13 protein-coding genes are annotated in these 15,665 nt (G+C 67.4%); 6 read left to right on the plus strand and 7 right to left on the minus strand.

Going from position 1 to position 15,665, the window contains the following annotated elements:
• Positions 1–173: 173 nt before the first annotated feature.
• From ACJASC_RS06910 to ACJASC_RS06935, 6 genes are all read left to right on the plus strand, one after another.
• Positions 174–839 carry a paraquat-inducible protein A gene (locus ACJASC_RS06910; protein WP_415144674.1) on the plus strand — a complete coding sequence of 222 codons (666 nt, stop codon included), beginning with the start codon at positions 174–176 and terminating at the stop codon, positions 837–839.
• On the plus strand, positions 836–1,489 hold the full coding sequence (locus ACJASC_RS06915; RefSeq protein ID WP_415144676.1) for a paraquat-inducible protein A: 654 nt from the start codon (positions 836–838) through the stop codon (positions 1,487–1,489). The genes ACJASC_RS06910 and ACJASC_RS06915 overlap by 4 nt, the downstream gene beginning before the upstream one ends.
• Positions 1,486–4,491 (plus strand): MlaD family protein, encoded by a 3,006-nt coding sequence (locus tag ACJASC_RS06920; protein ID WP_415144678.1) that lies wholly within the window; start codon positions 1,486–1,488, stop codon positions 4,489–4,491. The genes ACJASC_RS06915 and ACJASC_RS06920 overlap by 4 nt, the downstream gene beginning before the upstream one ends.
• 3 nt (positions 4,492–4,494) lie before the next feature.
• Positions 4,495–5,061: a PqiC family protein gene (locus ACJASC_RS06925; protein WP_415144680.1), complete on the plus strand. Its 567-nt coding sequence runs from the start codon at positions 4,495–4,497 to the stop codon at positions 5,059–5,061.
• Between the two features lie 81 nt (positions 5,062–5,142).
• The gene (locus ACJASC_RS06930; RefSeq protein ID WP_415144682.1) at positions 5,143–5,355 is read left to right on the plus strand and encodes a hypothetical protein; all 213 of its coding nucleotides are present in this window, start codon (positions 5,143–5,145) and stop codon (positions 5,353–5,355) included.
• Between the two features lie 92 nt (positions 5,356–5,447).
• Complete coding sequence (locus ACJASC_RS06935) at positions 5,448–6,407, plus strand: magnesium transporter CorA family protein (RefSeq protein WP_415144684.1); 960 nt, start codon at positions 5,448–5,450, stop codon at positions 6,405–6,407.
• Between the two features lie 40 nt (positions 6,408–6,447).
• Here ACJASC_RS06935 and ACJASC_RS06940 read toward each other — a convergent pair whose 3' ends face one another.
• The 7 genes from ACJASC_RS06940 to ACJASC_RS06970 form a co-directional block, all read right to left on the minus strand.
• Positions 6,448–8,079, minus strand: a complete 1,632-nt coding sequence (locus tag ACJASC_RS06940) for an alpha-D-glucose phosphate-specific phosphoglucomutase (RefSeq protein WP_415144686.1) — start codon at positions 8,077–8,079, stop codon at positions 6,448–6,450.
• A 4-nt stretch (positions 8,080–8,083) separates the two neighbouring features.
• Complete coding sequence (gene glgX / locus ACJASC_RS06945; protein ID WP_415144688.1) at positions 8,084–10,195, minus strand: glycogen debranching protein GlgX; 2,112 nt, start codon at positions 10,193–10,195, stop codon at positions 8,084–8,086.
• Positions 10,192–11,631, minus strand: a complete 1,440-nt coding sequence (glgA, locus tag ACJASC_RS06950) for a glycogen synthase GlgA (protein WP_415144690.1) — start codon at positions 11,629–11,631, stop codon at positions 10,192–10,194. Before glgA ends, glgX begins: the two co-directional genes overlap by 4 nt.
• Complete coding sequence (gene glgC / locus ACJASC_RS06955) at positions 11,631–12,893, minus strand: glucose-1-phosphate adenylyltransferase (protein WP_415144692.1); 1,263 nt, start codon at positions 12,891–12,893, stop codon at positions 11,631–11,633. The genes glgA and glgC overlap by 1 nt, the downstream gene beginning before the upstream one ends.
• Before the next feature lie 200 nt (positions 12,894–13,093).
• Complete coding sequence (locus ACJASC_RS06960) at positions 13,094–13,771, minus strand: nucleoside/nucleotide kinase family protein (protein WP_415144694.1); 678 nt, start codon at positions 13,769–13,771, stop codon at positions 13,094–13,096.
• Positions 13,772–13,797: 26 nt separating this feature from the next.
• Complete coding sequence (locus ACJASC_RS06965) at positions 13,798–14,592, minus strand: ATP-binding cassette domain-containing protein (RefSeq protein ID WP_415144696.1); 795 nt, start codon at positions 14,590–14,592, stop codon at positions 13,798–13,800.
• Entirely contained in the window at positions 14,589–15,656 is a 1,068-nt protein-coding gene (locus ACJASC_RS06970; RefSeq protein WP_415144698.1) for an ABC transporter permease, read from the minus strand. The genes ACJASC_RS06965 and ACJASC_RS06970 overlap by 4 nt, the downstream gene beginning before the upstream one ends.
• Between the last annotated feature and the right edge of the window lie 9 nt (positions 15,657–15,665).

Consider the following 15,665-nt stretch of genomic DNA (forward strand, 5'->3'; position numbering starts at 1 on the left):
CGCTCGGAGTAAGCTGAAACGTGGAAGGCCCGCCATGGCCGCGAGACAGGGGGTGTTCCCGCTGGTCACCTCGTCATGGCCGGTGGCGTCACGGTCCCGTGTGCGCCGGCCCCGTGGCCTTTCCCCTTGCACGGCACTATCATTCGCCCCGAGTGATCTGACGGGCGGACCCCATGCACAGCACAGACATCGCCCGCGCCGATCCGGCGCAACTCATCGCCTGCCCGCAATGTGATGCGATCTACCGCGCGCGGATGCCCCGTCACGGCGAACGCGCCGTCTGCGCGCGCTGTCACACCGTGCTGATCGCGCCGCGCAAGAGCGCGGGCATGATCATCATTATGCTCTCGGCTGCCTCGCTGATCCTCGTGCTCGGGGCGGTCTGGTTTCCGTTCCTCAAGATCAGCCGGCAGGGCTTCGTCAACGAGGCGACGTTGCTCGACGCGGCGCTGAGCTTCACCGGTGGGCCGCTGCTGCTTCTGTCGCTGGCGGTGACGGCGCTGATCGTGCTGGTGCCGCTGGCGCGCGCCATCCTCACCATCTACGTGCTCGGGCCATTGGTGTTCGACCGGCCCGCGCCGCCGGGCGCGCTGCGGCTCTTCGCTCTGGCCGAGGCGCTGCGCCCGTGGTCGATGGCCGAGATTTTCGCGCTGGGCTGCGCCGTGGCGCTGGTCAAGGTGGCCGACCTCGCGCATCTGAGCTTCGGCCCCGCCTTCTGGATGTTCGCCGCTCTGGTCTTTCTCACCGTGATCCACGACCGCTGGATGTGTCGCTGGTCGGTCTGGGAGGCGCTGGAGCATGGCTATGGCGCGCGCCGCACCAAAGGGGCGGCGGCATGAGCGGCACCGTCACCGACACGCCCGCAATCACTGCGCGCAGGGCCGGGCTCGTCGCCTGCACCCGCTGCACCCGCGTCTGGCCCGCCGAGACGGCGCGCTGCGGGCGTTGCGGCAAAGCATTGGTGTCACGCGATGGCCACAGCCTCAGCCGGGTCTGGGCGTGGTGGGTGGCGGGGGTGCTGTGCTACATTCCGGCCAATCTCTATCCGATGCTGCGCACGCAGGTGCTGTTCACCGTTTCCGAGGACACCATCGTCGAGGGCGCGATCGAGCTTGCGACACATGGAGCGCCGGTGGTGGCGCTGATCATCCTCATCGCCTCGGTCGCCATTCCGATGGGGAAGTTCGCGGCCATCGCCTGGCTCGCGATTTCGGTGAGGCGCGGTAGCCGCGCCAAGCCGCATGCGCGCCACAGGCTCTACGAAATCGTCGAGTACATCGGGCGCTGGTCGATGATCGACGTCTTCGTGGTTGCGATCCTGACGGCGCTGGTGCAGTTGAATCTTGCCGCCTCGATCAAGCCGGGCCCGGCGGCGCTCGCCTTCGCACTCTCGGTGATCTTCACGATGCTCTCCGCCCAAGCCTTCGACCCGCGCCTGATCTGGGATCGCGCGGATGATGACCGTCACGACCGGGCCGCACGCGCGTGAGCGAGGACCTGCCCGAAGTGCCGCTCGACGGCCCGCGCCGTTCGCTCGCCAGCCGCGTCTCCGTGGTCTGGCTGGTTCCCATCGGCGCGCTCGCCGTGGCGCTGGGCATCGGCTGGAAGCAATGGTCGGATCAGGGCCCCCTGATCGACGTGATCTTCGACGACGCGGGCGGCGTGCTCGCTGGCGAGACCGAACTGCGGTTCCGCGACGTGGCGGTGGGTCTGGTCGAAGAGGTGGGCTTCACCGAGGGCCTCGACCGGGTGCGGATCTCGATCCGCGTCGCAAAGGACATCGCACCCTTCATCGACGAGGATGCCGAGTTCTGGGTGGTGCGCCCCGAGGTGACGACCGAAGGCGTGTCGGGGCTCGATACGGTGCTGTCCGGCGTCTATCTGCGCGGCCAGTGGGACGGGCGCAAGGGCGAGGTGCTGACGGATTTCGATGGCCTCGACCATGCGCCGCTTCTCGGCCCCGATCAGCAGGGCATCGAGATCACGCTCCGCGCCACCGAGGGCGTGCTCTCGGGCAATAGCCCGATCCTTTACAAGGGGGTCGAGGCGGGTCGGATCGGCGCGGCGGGCGTGTCGACCGACGGTTTCTATGTCGAGGCACCGGGGGTGATCTACGCGCCCTATGACAACCTCGTCACCGAGACCACGCGGTTCTGGGACACCTCGGGCTTCTCGGTCAAGATCGGTACCGGCGGCGCGGAGATCGACTTCGACAGCGTGGCGGCGCTGCTCGCGGGCGGTCTGGCTTTCGACACCTTCGTGTCGGGCGCGACGCTAGCCGAGGACGGGCAGATCTTCGAGGTCTACGACGCCGAGGAAACGGCGCGGAACTCTGTCTTCAACACCCCCGACGGCCCTTCACTCAATCTCGTGGCGGTTTTCGACGGCAACGTGTCGGGCCTTGCCGTGGGGGCCGCGGTCGAACTGGACGGCGTGCGCGTGGGCTCGGTCACCGGGCTCAACGGTCTCGTCGATGCGGAACGGTTCGGCGATCGCGGCGTGCGGCTTCAGACCGTGCTCAACATTCTGCCCTCGCGGCTCGGCATGGCCGATGACGGCGGCGTGGAGCAGGCGTTGCAATATTTTACCGAAGAGGTCGCCGACGGGCTGCGTGCGCGGCTCGTCACCGGCTCGATCCTCACCGGCGGTCTCAAGGTGCAGCTTATCGACGTGCCCGGCGTGGAGCAGGCGGAACTCGACCTCGACGCGCTGCCCTATCCGTCGGTGCCGGTGACCGGCAGCGAAATTTCGGATGTGCAGGCGACGGCGCAGGGCACGCTCGACCGGATCAACAACCTGCCGATCGAGGAACTCCTCGCCTCGGCCACCAGCTTTCTGGAGAACTCGGCCCGGCTGATCGGCTCGGAGGATCTGCAGCAGACGCCGGGCGACGTGCGCGCGCTTCTGGGCGACATCCGCGGGTTCGTCGGATCGGAAGAGGTGCAGGCGGTCCCCGGTCAGATCGGCGTCGTGATGAGCGAGATCGAGCTTGCCGTGTCCGATGTCCGCCAGATCCTCGACGAGGTGCGCGAGGCCGAGGCCGTGCGCCGCGTCCTCGATGCGGTGGATGGCGCGACCGCCGTGACCGCCGATCTCGACACCGCTCTCGACGGGGTGCCCGAGCTCATCGGCAACCTCAACCGGGTCGCCGAAACCGCCGCCGAACTGCCGCTTGACCGGCTCCTGACCGAGGTGTCGGGGCTCGCCGAAGAGGCGCGTGCCATCGTGGGCGCGGAGGAGACGCAGGCGCTGCCGGGCCGCGTGAGCGCCCTGCTGACCGAGCTGGAGGGCGGCACCGCCGAAGCCCGCAGTCTGATCGCCGGACTGAACGAGCAGCAGGCGGTGACCCGTCTGCTGGACACGGTGGACGCCGCGGGCGCGGCCGTGCGGACGCTCGACGCCTCTCTGGCGGGCGTTCCGCAGCTGGTGAACCGGATCGACGCGTTGGCCGCCACTGCCAATGAATTGCCGCTCGAGAGCCTCCTGTCCGAGGTCACCGGCCTTGCCGGGGCGGCGCGTGGCCTGATCGACACCGACGACGCGCGCGCCCTGCCGGGCCGCGTGAACGCACTTCTGGCCGAGCTGGAAACCGGCACCGCCGAGGCGCGCACGCTCATCGCCAGCCTGAACGAGGAGCAGGGAGTGGCGCGGCTGCTCGATACGGTCGACGCGGCGGGGGCCGCGGCGGCGTCGCTCGATGCTTCTCTGGAGGGCGTGCCGCAGCTCGTCGAGCGGATCGACGCCGTAGCGGCGATGGCGCAGGAGCTGCCCGTGGACGCGCTGCTCGACCGCGTTTCGGGTCTGGCGCAGGACGCCCGCGCCCTGATCGGCACCGAGGCCGCGCGCGCTCTGCCCGGCCAGATCGGCACGCTTGCGGGCGAGCTGGAACTGGGCGTGGCCGAGGCGCGCACACTTCTGGCCGAGGTCAATGCGGGCGGTGGCGGCGAAAGCCTCGTGGCGGCACTGGAAAGCGCCGCCAGTGCGGCGGATTCGCTCGACCGTTCGCTCGCCGGCGCGCCGCAGCTCATCGACAGCCTCAACGCCGTGGCGGGCAAGGCCGCCGATCTGCCGCTCGAGGTGCTCGTCGCCGAGGCGAGCAGCTTCGTCAACAGCGCCGATCGCATCCTCAAGCAGGACACGGCGCGAGCGCTGCCGGGCGAGCTTAATAGTGCTTTGGCGCAGCTGCGCGTGATCCTTGCCCAAGTGAGCGAGGGCGGCGTGGTCGAAAATGCCAACGCCACCTTCGCCTCCGCCGCCAACGCGGCCGACCGCCTCGCCGAGGCCGCGCGCACGCTGCCCTCTCTGGTCAGCCGCGCCGAGGCGCTGTTGGTGACCTCGAACGGCACCGTTGCCACGATCGGTGACGGCACCGAGCCCGCGCTGCGAGACCTGCGCTCGGCGCTGCGCGACGTTTCCAAGGCCGCCGAGGCGGTGGGCTCGCTGGCCCGCGCGATCGAACGCCGCCCCAATTCGCTTCTGACAGGACGCTAGGCTATGATGAAACGCCCCATTCTCGCCATGGGCTTGCTGGCCGGGCTCGCCGCCTGCGGCGGCCCCGAGCTGCGCTACGCGGTGCCGAAGATCGCCCCGGCGGAGAAGGTGTCCATCGCCTTCGCCTCGGTCGAGCTACGCGAGATCACCTTGCCGACCTATGCGGCGCTCGAGGAGATCTATGTCGAGACGCCCGAGGGGGTGATCACCCCCGCCGAGGACCTGCTCTGGGCCGACGACCCGGTGCGCGCCGCGACGCTGGAGCTGTCGCGTGCACTCAGGCTCTCGACCGGGGCGCGCGTGGCCTCCGAGCCGTGGCCCTTCGACGATTTCGCCGAGGCCCGTGTCGAGGTCCGCGTCGAGGAGTTCCTCGCCGACGCGCAGGGCCGTTTTAAAGTGGCCGGGCAGTACTTCGTGGCGACCCGCGACGCGCTGGGCCGCGACCGGGCCGAGACCTTCGAGATTGCCGTGCCGATCCCGCAAGCCGAAGGCGCCAGCGGTGTCGCCGCTGCCCGGGCCATGGCGATGACGCAGCTTGCGCAGATCATCGCAAAGACCGGGCTTCGCTAAGGAAAACCAGGCCGGGCGAAAGAGAGCGACCAATTGTTTCGGTCGTATTTGGCCCTGTGGCATACAAGGCGGAGGTCTCGCATGGGCAAGCTGTTCGACGTTCAAAGCCCGTTCTTCATTCCCCTGTGGCGGCGGGTGCTCGTGGTCGCGGTGACGCTGCTCTGGGCCTTGGTCGAACTGTCGCGCGGCTCGCTCGGCTGGGCGGCGCTCTTCGCCGCCGCCGGGCTCTGGTGCGCCTACCAGTTCTTCGTGGTCTTCGACCCGCCGCGCGACGGGACGGACGACAAGAACTGAGGCCTCGCGCAATCCTCCTGCCGCTCTGGACGCGGGCGCGGGCGCGCTAGCTCCCTCTCTCGATGACCCCACCCCGGATTAGGAGACTGCCGATGATCGCCGCCTATCAGCCTGACGGGGCAGGACTTGCTCTCTTGCCCGAGGGACATGGCCCGGAATCGGCGCTCTGGATCGACCTTCTGTCGCCCAATGCGCAGGAGACCGCATTGGTCGAGGCCTTGGGCATCGACGTGCCCACGCTCGAGGACATGGAAGAGATCGAGATCTCCAACCGGCTGCACCGCGAAGGCGATTGTCAGGTGATGACGGTAATGCTGCCGGGCCGCGACGACGAAGGACGGCAGTTCTCGGCCCCCGTGACCTTTCTTCTGACGCCCGAGCGGCTGGTGACGGTGCGCCATCACAGCCCGCGCCCCTTCGAGACCTTCGCCACCCGCGCCGAAAGGTCGAGCGCGGGCTCGGGCACGCCGGTGCGCATCTTCCTCGGACTGGTCGAGGAGATCATCGCGCGGCAGGCCGACCTGCTGGAGGCGACCGGCCGCGTGCTCGACCGCGTGGCGAGCGAGGTTTACGGCGAGGAGGCCAACGACGTCGAAGGGCTGCGGCTGGCGCTGCGCGACATCGGCCAGCAGGGCGAGTTGACCGCCAAGGTGCGTTTGGCACTGTTCACGATGGAGCGGATGCTGTCGACCTTCATCGTCTGGAACGGCACGATGAAGCACCGCGATCCGCAGATCGGCACGCTCGCCAAGGCGCAGATGCGCGACATCAACGCGCTGGAGGTTCATCTGGATTTTCTCAACAGCCGCGTGGCGCTGGCCACCGACGCGACGCTGGGCATGATCAATCTCGACGAGAACGCCGTGGTGCGGACCCTGTCGGTCGTGGCAGCGCTGTTCCTGCCGCCGACGCTGATCGCGTCGATCTACGGGATGAACTTCGCCAACATGCCCGAGCTGAACGAGCCTTACGCCTATTACATCGCGCTCGGCGCGATGGTGGCCTCGGCGGTTGGCACATGGGTCTGGTTCAAGGCCAAGGGCTGGCTCTGAGGGGACCCTGCCGCCCGGGCGGCGGGGTCGGTGACATCAATCAGGTGATGACGTTGGGCGCGTCGCGGCCGGTATGGGCCTTGATGCCCGCGATCTCGTCGGCGGCGGCGATGATCGGGGCCAACGCCTCCTGCGGGTCGCGATCGGTCTTCGAGGCATCCGTTTCCAGCGATTCGAGATAGACGCGCAGCGTCGCCCCCACCGTGCCGGTGCCCGACAGGCGGAACACGACGCGGCCGCCATCTTCGAAGCCCACGCGCAGCCCCTGGGCGGTGGCGCGCGACCCGTCGACCGGATCATCATAGGAGAACTCGTCGGCGGTCTTCACCGTCTGTCCGGCAAAGCTCTGGCCCGGAAGGCTGCCCAGCTTGCCGCGCAACTCGTCCATTAGCGCGTTGGCGCGGTCGGCCTCCACGTCCTCGTAATCGTGACGCGAGTAGTAGTTGCGCCCGTATTCCGCGTAGTGATCGGAGAGCAGCTGCTTCACGCTCTTCTTCGTCTCGGCAAGGATGTTGAGCCACAAAAGCACCGCCCAGAGACCGTCCTTCTCGCGCACGTGGTCAGAGCCGGTGCCGGCGCTCTCCTCGCCGCAGAGCGTCGCCTTCCCGGCGTCGAGCAGGTTGCCGAAGAACTTCCAGCCGGTGGGCGTCTCGAAGCAGGTAATGCCCTTTTTCTCGGCCACGCGGTCGACGGCCGCCGAGGTCGGCATGGAGCGCGCGACGCCCTTGAGCCCGCCCTTGTAGGCGGGGGCGAGATGCGCATGGGCCGCGAGCAGCGCGAGGCTGTCGGACGGGGTGACATAGACGCCGCGCCCCATGATCATGTTGCGGTCACCGTCACCATCCGAGGCCGCACCGAAATCGGGCGCGTCATCGGCCATCATCGCCTCAACCAGATCCTTGGCCCAGATCGGGTTCGGATCAGGATGGCCGCCGCCGAAATCCGGCGAGGGGGTGGCGTTGACCACCGAACCCGACGCCGCGCCGAGGCGGTTTTCGAGGATCTCGACCGCATAGGGGCCGGTGACCGCATGCATCGCGTCGAAGCGCAGATGGAACCCGCCTGCGAGTAGTGCGCGGATCGCGTCGAAGTCGAACAGATCCTCCATCAGCATCGCGTAATCGGCGACCGGGTCGATGACCTCGATCAGCATCTGGCCGAGCGTCGAGGTTCCGGGACTGGAGAGGTCGATGTCCTGCGCCTCGACGATGCGGTAGCGGGTGAGGCCTTGGGTCGCGGCATAGATCTTGTCGGTGATGCCTTCGGGCGCGGGTCCGCCATTGGCGGCGTTGTACTTGAGACCGAAATCCTCGTCGGGGCCGCCGGGGTTGTGGCTGGCCGAGAGGATCAGCCCGCCATCGGTGCCGCGCTTGCGGATGAGATGCGAGGCGGCCGGCGTCGACAGAATCGCGTTCTGGCCGACGATCACCTTGGCCGCGCCGTTGGCGGCGGCCATGCGCAGGATCACCTGGCTGGCACGGTCGTTGAAATAGCGCCCGTCGCCGCCCAGAACGAGCGTCTTGCCTTCGATCCCGCCGATGCCGTCGAAGATCGACTGCACATAGTTTTCGAGAAAATGCGGCTCCTTGAAGACCTTGGTCTTCTTGCGCAATCCGCTGGTGCCGGGCTTCTGGCCCTGAATGGGCTTGGTGTTCACCGTGATCTGCTGCACTGGTTCATTCTCCTCGGCTTGCGGGTTCGGATGGGGGCTCGGCGGGCTCCAGCACCATGGCGACGACGGAGCGTCCCCGGATGCGGGTGCGGCCCATATGCGGTCTGGGGGGCGCACCGGGCCGGGCGCTGTCGATATGGCGCACCCAGACATGGCCCTCCGGCGGGGCGGGCAGGGAGACGAAGCGCGGCCCCCCGTTGTTGATGACGACGAAGAGGGCGTATTCGAGCGCCGCGTAATCGGGCGTGCCCGACGCGGTGCGCATCTCGAAGGCCAGCAGGCGGCGCTCGGGGTCTTCCCAATCGGCCTCGGTCATCGGGCGGCCGTCGGCACGGCGCCAGAACAGGTCGGTGCGGTTGTCGATCTTGCGGCTGCGCGCGTGAAGGAAACGCTTCTGCCGCAGAATCGGATGCGCGTGACGAAACGCCACGAGATTGCGGACGAAGCCGAGGAATTCGGGGTCGGTGGCGTCCCAGTTCACCCAGCCCAGCGCGTTGTTCTGGCAATAGGCGTTGTTGTTGCCCATCTGGCTGTTGCCCAGCTCGTCCCCGGCGAGGATCATCGGCGTGCCTTGGGAGATCATCAGCGTCGCCAGCATGTTGCGCCGCCTGCGCGCGCGGGCGGCCGAGAGCTTGGGATCGTCGCTCGACCCTTCCACGCCCATGTTGTCGCTGTGGTTGGCCGAGTGGCCGTCGCGGTTGTCCTCGCCGTTGGCCTGATTGTGCTTCTCGTTGTAGGAGACCACGTCCATCAGCGTGAAGCCGTCATGCGCGGTGAGAAAGTTCACCGATGAGGTCGCGGGGCGGTTGTCGTGGTCGAACTGCTGCGCCGAGCCCGAGATGCGGGCGGCCATCTTGCCGATCATGCCGGACGTGCCGCGCCAGAAGTCGCGCACCTCGTCGCGGAACTTGTCGTTCCACTCCGAGAACGGCGCGGGATAGGCGCCGAGCTGATAGCCGCCCGGCCCGATGTCCCAAGGCTCTGCGATGAGCTTGACCTGCCCCAGCACGGGGTCCTGCCGCAGCGCTTGAAAGAAGGGGGCGTTGCGGTCGAACCCCTCGGCGCGGCGGCCCAGCGCGGTGCACAGGTCGAAGCGGAAGCCGTCCACCCCCATCACCTCGACCCAGTAGCGCAAGCTGTCCATCACCATCCGCAGCACCATCGGGTGCTCGATGTTGAGGGTGTTGCCGGTGCCGGTGTCGTCGATGTGGTAGCGCCGGTTCTCGGCCAGCCGGTAGTAGCTGGCGTTGTCGAGGCCCCGGAACGACAGGGTCGGCCCCATCTGGTTGCCTTCGCCGGTGTGGTTGTAGACCACGTCGAGGATCACCTCGATTCCGGCCGAATGGAACCGGTCCACCATGGCGCGAAACTCGGCGATGTCGTGGCTGGCGAGATAGCGCGGCTCTGGCGCGAAGAAACCGATCGACTGGTAGCCCCAGTAGTTCGAAAGCCCCTTCTCCACGAGAAACCGGTCGTTGACGAAGGCGTGGACGGGCAGAAACTCGATCGCGGTGACGCCGAGCCGTCCCAGATGATCGATGATCTTGTCGGAGGCGAGGCCCTGAAACCGACCGCGGCTCGCGATGTCGGGCCGGTCGGCAGTGAGCCCGGCGACATGCGCTTCGTAGATCACCGTATCGGCCATGGGGCGGTCAGGATGCCGCGCGGGCAAGAGCTTCGAGGTGTCACAGACCACCGCGCGCGGCATGTAGGGCGCGCTGTCGCGGGTGTCATAGCTCAGGTCATGGAGCCGCGAGCGCGTGTCGTATCCATGCAGCGCGTCGTGCCAGATCGCGTGACCGCTGATCTGGCGGGCATAAGGGTCGAGGAGCAGCTTGTTGGGATTGAAGCGGTGCCCTTCGTCAGGGCGGTACGGCCCATGCGCGCGAAAGCCGTAATGCTGTCCCGGCTTCAGTCCGGCGACGTAGCAGTGCCAGACATGCCCCTCGCGCTCGGGCATGTCGATCCGCGCGGTCTCGCGGCCGAACCGCTCGAACAGACACAGCTGCATGCGCGTCGCGTTCTGGCTGAAGACGGCGAAATTGACGCCGCCCGCATCGGGCGTGGCGCCGAGCGGGTGCGGCCGGCCGGCGCTGATCCGTGTTCTGGTGCTCATGCCGTGGCGATAGCATCCCGGTAGAGCGCCGCATAGGCCCTCGCCGAGCTGGACCATCCCACGGGCTGGCGCATCGCGTTGGCCTGCATCTGCGCCCATGTGTCCGGTTCGGCATGAAGATCGCACAGCCGCCCCAATGCCACAGCCAGCGGGTCGGCCGATACCGGGTGGAACTGCAGCCCCGTGGCGACGCCCCGGTCGAGTGCCGCGGGCGAGGCGTTGATTACCGTATCGGCTAGCCCGCCGGTGAGCGCCACGAGAGGGATCGTGCCATAGCGCAGCCCGTAGAGCTGCGTCAGGCCGCAAGGCTCGAATCGTGATGGCACGAGGATCGCGTCCGCCCCAGCGATAAGCCGATGCGACAGGGCCTCGTCATAGCCGATGCGCACCGCCACCCCGTCTTCGCGTGCGGCATCCCGAAAGGCGTTCTCCAGGGCACGGTCGCCCGAGCCGAGAAGCGCAAGTTGACCGCCGCGCTCCAGCAGAGCGGGCAGGGCGTCGAGCAGCAGGTCGAGGCCCTTCTGTTCGGTGAGCCGCGAGACGACGCAGCACAGCGGACCGGCAGCCTCGGGCAGGCCCATCTCGGCGCGCAGCGCGGCGCGGTTCGCCTGTTTGCCCGCCGGGTGACGGTAGCCTTCGACGATATGCGGGTCCGAGGCGGGGTTCCACGCGGCCTCGTCGATGCCGTTGAGGATGCCCGACAGGTCGCGGCGGCGCGCGCGCATCACCCCGTCGAGGCCCATGCCGAATTCGGGCCGCATCAGTTCGGCCGCATAGGTGGGCGACACGGTGGTGAGCCGGTCGGCGCGCATCAGCCCGGCCTTCAGGGCCGAGAGCTTGCCGTAATATTCGAAGCCTTCCGCATGGAACCGCGACCGCGGCAAGCGCAGCGTCTCGATCATGTGGTGGCCGGTCAGGCCCTGAAAGGCGATGTTGTGGATCGTCAGGATCGTAGCGCAGCGCCCGCCCATCTGCGCGAGATAATCGGGCACGAAGCCCGCCTGCCAGTCGTGGCAGTGCAGCAGTTCGGGACGCCATTCATGTGCGTCCAGCGTCACCCCTTCGGTGCCGATCCGCGCGGCTAGATAGCTCAGCGCCGCGAAACGCTGCGGGTTGTCGGGCCAGTCGTGACCATCCGGCCCGAGATAGATCGAGCCTTCGCGCCCGTAGAGATGCGGCGCGTCGATCACGAAGAGATCGAGCCCGGCGGCCCGGCCCGCGATCACGCGCACCGGGCCGCCGAAGAGCGCGCTCTCCGTCATCACCTGAACCGCGCCGGGATCGAGCGCGGCCATCACCGCCGGATAACCCGGCAGGAGGGTGCGCATCTCGACGCCTTCGGCGCGCAGGGCGGCGGGCAGGGCGCCCGCCACGTCCGCGAGCCCGCCGGTCTTGACCAGTGGCGCGCATTCGGAGGCGACGGAGAGAACCCGCATCACAGGGACGCGGCCCGCTTGTCGAGCATCGCCTGCGTGATCAGCGTCACGCCGCCCTCCGAGACGCGGAAGAATTTCGCATCCTCCTCGGGATCCTCGCCCACCACCAGCCCCTCGGGGATCGCCACGCCCGCGTCGATCACCGCGTTCTTGAGCCGCGCGTGACGGGCGACGTTGACGTAAGGCAGCACCACGGTGTGATCGAGCACCGAGTAGGAATTGGTGTGCACTTGGGTGAACAGGAGCGAATTGCGCACTTCGGTGCCCGAGATGATGCAGCCGCCCGACACCATCGAGGAGACGGCCGAGCCACGACGGTCCTTCTCGTCATGGATGAACTTGGCGGGCGGCGCGCTCTCGGAATAGGTCCAGATCGGCCAGTCGCGGTCCCACAGGTTCAGTTCAGGATCAAAATTGGTGAGGTCGATATTGGCCTGCCAGAAGGCATCGACCGTGCCGACGTCGCGCCAATAGGCCTCGCGGCCCTCGGCCCGCACGCAGGAATCGTCGAAGCGATGCGCCATCGCCTTGCCATTCTTGACGATGTCGGGGATCAGGTCGGTGCCGAAGTCATGGCTCGAATTCTCGTCCTCGGCGTCGCGCGTCAGCAGGTCACGCAGGAACGGCCACGAGAAGACGTAGATGCCCATCGAGGCCAGGGCCTTGTCGGGCTGACCGGGGATCGATGGCGGGTCCTTGGGTTTTTCCAGAAACGAGGTGATGCGGCTGTTCTCGTCGACATGCATCACGCCGAAGGCGACCGCCTCCATGCGTGGCACGGTGAGACAGCCGACGGTCACGTCGGCCCCCGAATCCACATGCTGCTGCAGCATGAGTTCGTAATCCATCTTGTAGATGTGGTCGCCCGCAAGGATCACCACGTAGTCGACGTCGTAGCCGTCGACGATATCGATGTTCTGGGTCACGGCATCGGCGGTGCCACGGTACCACATGCTCTCGGATACCCGCTGGGAGGCGGGCAGGATGTCGAGGAACTCGTTGCGCTCGGCGCGAAAGAAGGTCCAGCCGCGCTGGCAATGACGGATCAGGCTGTGGGCCTTGTACTGCGTCGCCACCGCCATCTTGCGGATGCCAGAATTCATGGCGTTGGAGAGCGCGAAGTCGATGATCCGCGCCTTGCCGCCGAAATAGACGGCCGGCTTGACCCGGCGGTCCGTCAGTTCGCGCAGTCGGGAGCCGCGCCCGCCGGCCAGCACGAAGGCCATGGAGCGCTGGGATAGTCTGCGATGTGTATGTTGCATGATGACGGGCCTCCCTGTCCCGTGTCCTCGTTAACCGACCCGGTGCGCCATTCCTCCGGGGGTACGGCTCACTCTCCTGTGAGCATAGGGCAGAATCGGTCTCCCGCAATGTTCAAAGCAACATTGGAAGCTACGGGATTCACGAGTTTTTTCGGCGGATTGATTAATCGATCGCGCCACCAAATGCCGAGCCACTGGCCTCAGTCGGAGCGGCGATGCTGTACCGGCTGCGGCGGTCGGCTCTCATAGGAGGGGCGCAGAAGAAGATCGGCGGGCAGAAGACGTTCGATCACGCGCTGGGCGTTGGGCACGTCGTTGTGCATCGCACGCTGGGTTGCGGCGGTTCGGCTCAGGCCATGGCCGAGCCAGCGCGCGATGAGCCGCGCGCGCAGTTCGGGAAGCGGCACGTCGAGAAAAGCCGAGACGTCCCACAGCCGCGCCAACTCGGACCACGGCGCTTCGTCGAACAGCAGGTAGTTGCCCTCGACGATCACCACCTGCGCGTCGGCCTCGACGAGCTGCGCGCCAGCGATGGCGATGTCGCGCGCGCGGTCGAACACCGGGGCCACCACCTCCTCGCCGCGCACAAGGCGCTTGATCAGAAGCAGGAAACCACGCGCGTCGAAGGTTTCGGGCGCGCCCTTGCGGGTGCGAAGCCCCCACAGATCGAGCACGCCATTGTCGAGGTGGAACCCGTCCATCGGTACGATGCGCGTGACCAGCTTCTGCCGTTCCAGACGACGGGCCAGCTCGGTCGCCAGCGTCGACTTGCCGCTTCCGGGGGCGCCGGCGATGCCGACGATCACCCGGGGCTTGCGGCCGGCCAGATCATGGACCCGGTCGGCCACGGCGTTGATGTGCGAAGTCACGTCAAGCAATCGCGCCTCATCTGTGTTGTCGGCCGTCACGCGGTCTCGAACTCGGTCTCGGGGAGCTTCGCTCCCGTCATATAGGCAACCGCGTCGGACATCGAATGATTCTTGGGGTCGATAACACACAGGCGCTTGCCCAGACGGTGCACATGCACCCTGTCGGCCAGCTCGAACACATGAGGCATGTTGTGGCTGATCAGGATGATCGGGATGCCGCGCGACCGCACGTCGAGGATCAGCTCGAGCACGCGGCGGCTCTCCTTGACGCCCAGTGCCGCCGTCGGCTCGTCGAGGATGATCACCCGCGAGCCGAAGGCCGCCGCGCGCGCCACCGCGACGCCCTGCCTCTGGCCGCCCGAAAGCGTCTCGACCGCTTGGTTGATGTTCTGGATCGTCATCAGCCCGAGGTCGTTGAGCTTGTCGCGAGCGAATTTCTCCATCGCGGGCCGGTCGAGCTGACGCAGCCATTTGCCTCGGAACCCCGGTTTGCGCATCTCGCGCCCCATGAACATGTTGTCGGTGATCGACAGGGCGGGCGACATCGCCAGCGTCTGGTACACCGTCTCGATGCCGGCGTGGCGCGCGTCGTTGGGCGAGGCGAAGTGCACCGGCTTGCCCTCGAGCCTCACTTCGCCCGCATCCGGGATCACGGCACCCGAGAGCGCCTTGATCAGCGTCGACTTGCCCGCGCCATTGTCGCCGATGACGGCGAGGATCTCGCCCGGGTAGAGGTCGAAGTCGCAGTGATCGAGGGCGACGACCTTGCCGTACCGCTTCACGAGGTTGCGGCCCGTGAGGATGGGCTCGCGCTTTTGTCCGATGCTCATGCCGACACCTTCCTGATCCACTGGTCCACGGCCACGGCGGCGATGATCAGCACGCCAATGAAGAAATAGGTCCATTGCGCATCCGCACCCAGAAGGCGCAGGCCGAGCGAGAACACGCCCACGATCAGCGCGCCGAACAGCGACCCCATGATCGAGCCGCGCCCGCCGAAGAGCGAGATGCCCCCGATCACCACGGCGGTGATGCTTTCGATGTTGGCGTCGTAGCCCGAGGTCGGCGAGACCGAGCCGATGCGGCCGATGAGGGCCCAGCCTGCGAAGGCGCAGATCAGCCCCGACAGCATGTAGACCGAGATCAGCGTGCGCTTGACGTCGACGCCCGACAGCTGCGCGGCCTCGGCGTCGTCGCCCAGCGCATAGACATGCCGGCCCCACGCGGTGTGGCGCAGCACCCAGCCCAGCCCGAGGATCAGCGCGATCATGAACACCACGCCCACGGTGAACACCGCGCCGCCGATCGAGAACTTGGTCCCGAAGAATTGCAGGATCGGCGCCGTGGCCTCGATGTCCTGCGCGCGGATCGTCTCGTTCGCCGAGTAGAGGTAGTTCGTTGCGAGGAAGATCTGCCATGTGCCTAGCGTCACGATGAAGGGCGGCAGTTTCATGCGCGCCACCAGCCAGCCGTTGAGAAAGCCGCAGGCGGTGCCGACGGCGAGGCCGCAGGCCACCGCGACCGGACCCGGGATGCCATAGCGGAAGGTGAATTGGCCCATCACCACCGAACTCAGCACCATGATCGCGCCGACGCTGAGGTCGATGCCGGCGGTCAGGATCACGAGGCTCTGGGCGGCGGCGACGATGCCGACGATCTGCACCTGCTGCAGGATCAGCGTCAGCGCGAAGGGCGAGAAGAAGCGCGAGCCCAAGAGCGCGCCAAAGACCACGATCGAGGCCAGAAGCACGATCAACGGCACCAGCGCCGGTGTCACGTGAAGTGCGTGCTGGACCCGTTGCAGCGGACTCGGCTTGTGATCGGCGAATTCGGCCACCGCTTCGGCGCGTCTCTCTCGCACCGAGGTTTCATAATGATCTGTATCTGTCGGCATGTCGCGCCC

The sequence above is a fragment of the Limimaricola cinnabarinus genome (assembly GCF_047631075.1).
GTDB lineage: Bacteria > Pseudomonadota > Alphaproteobacteria > Rhodobacterales > Rhodobacteraceae > Limimaricola > Limimaricola cinnabarinus.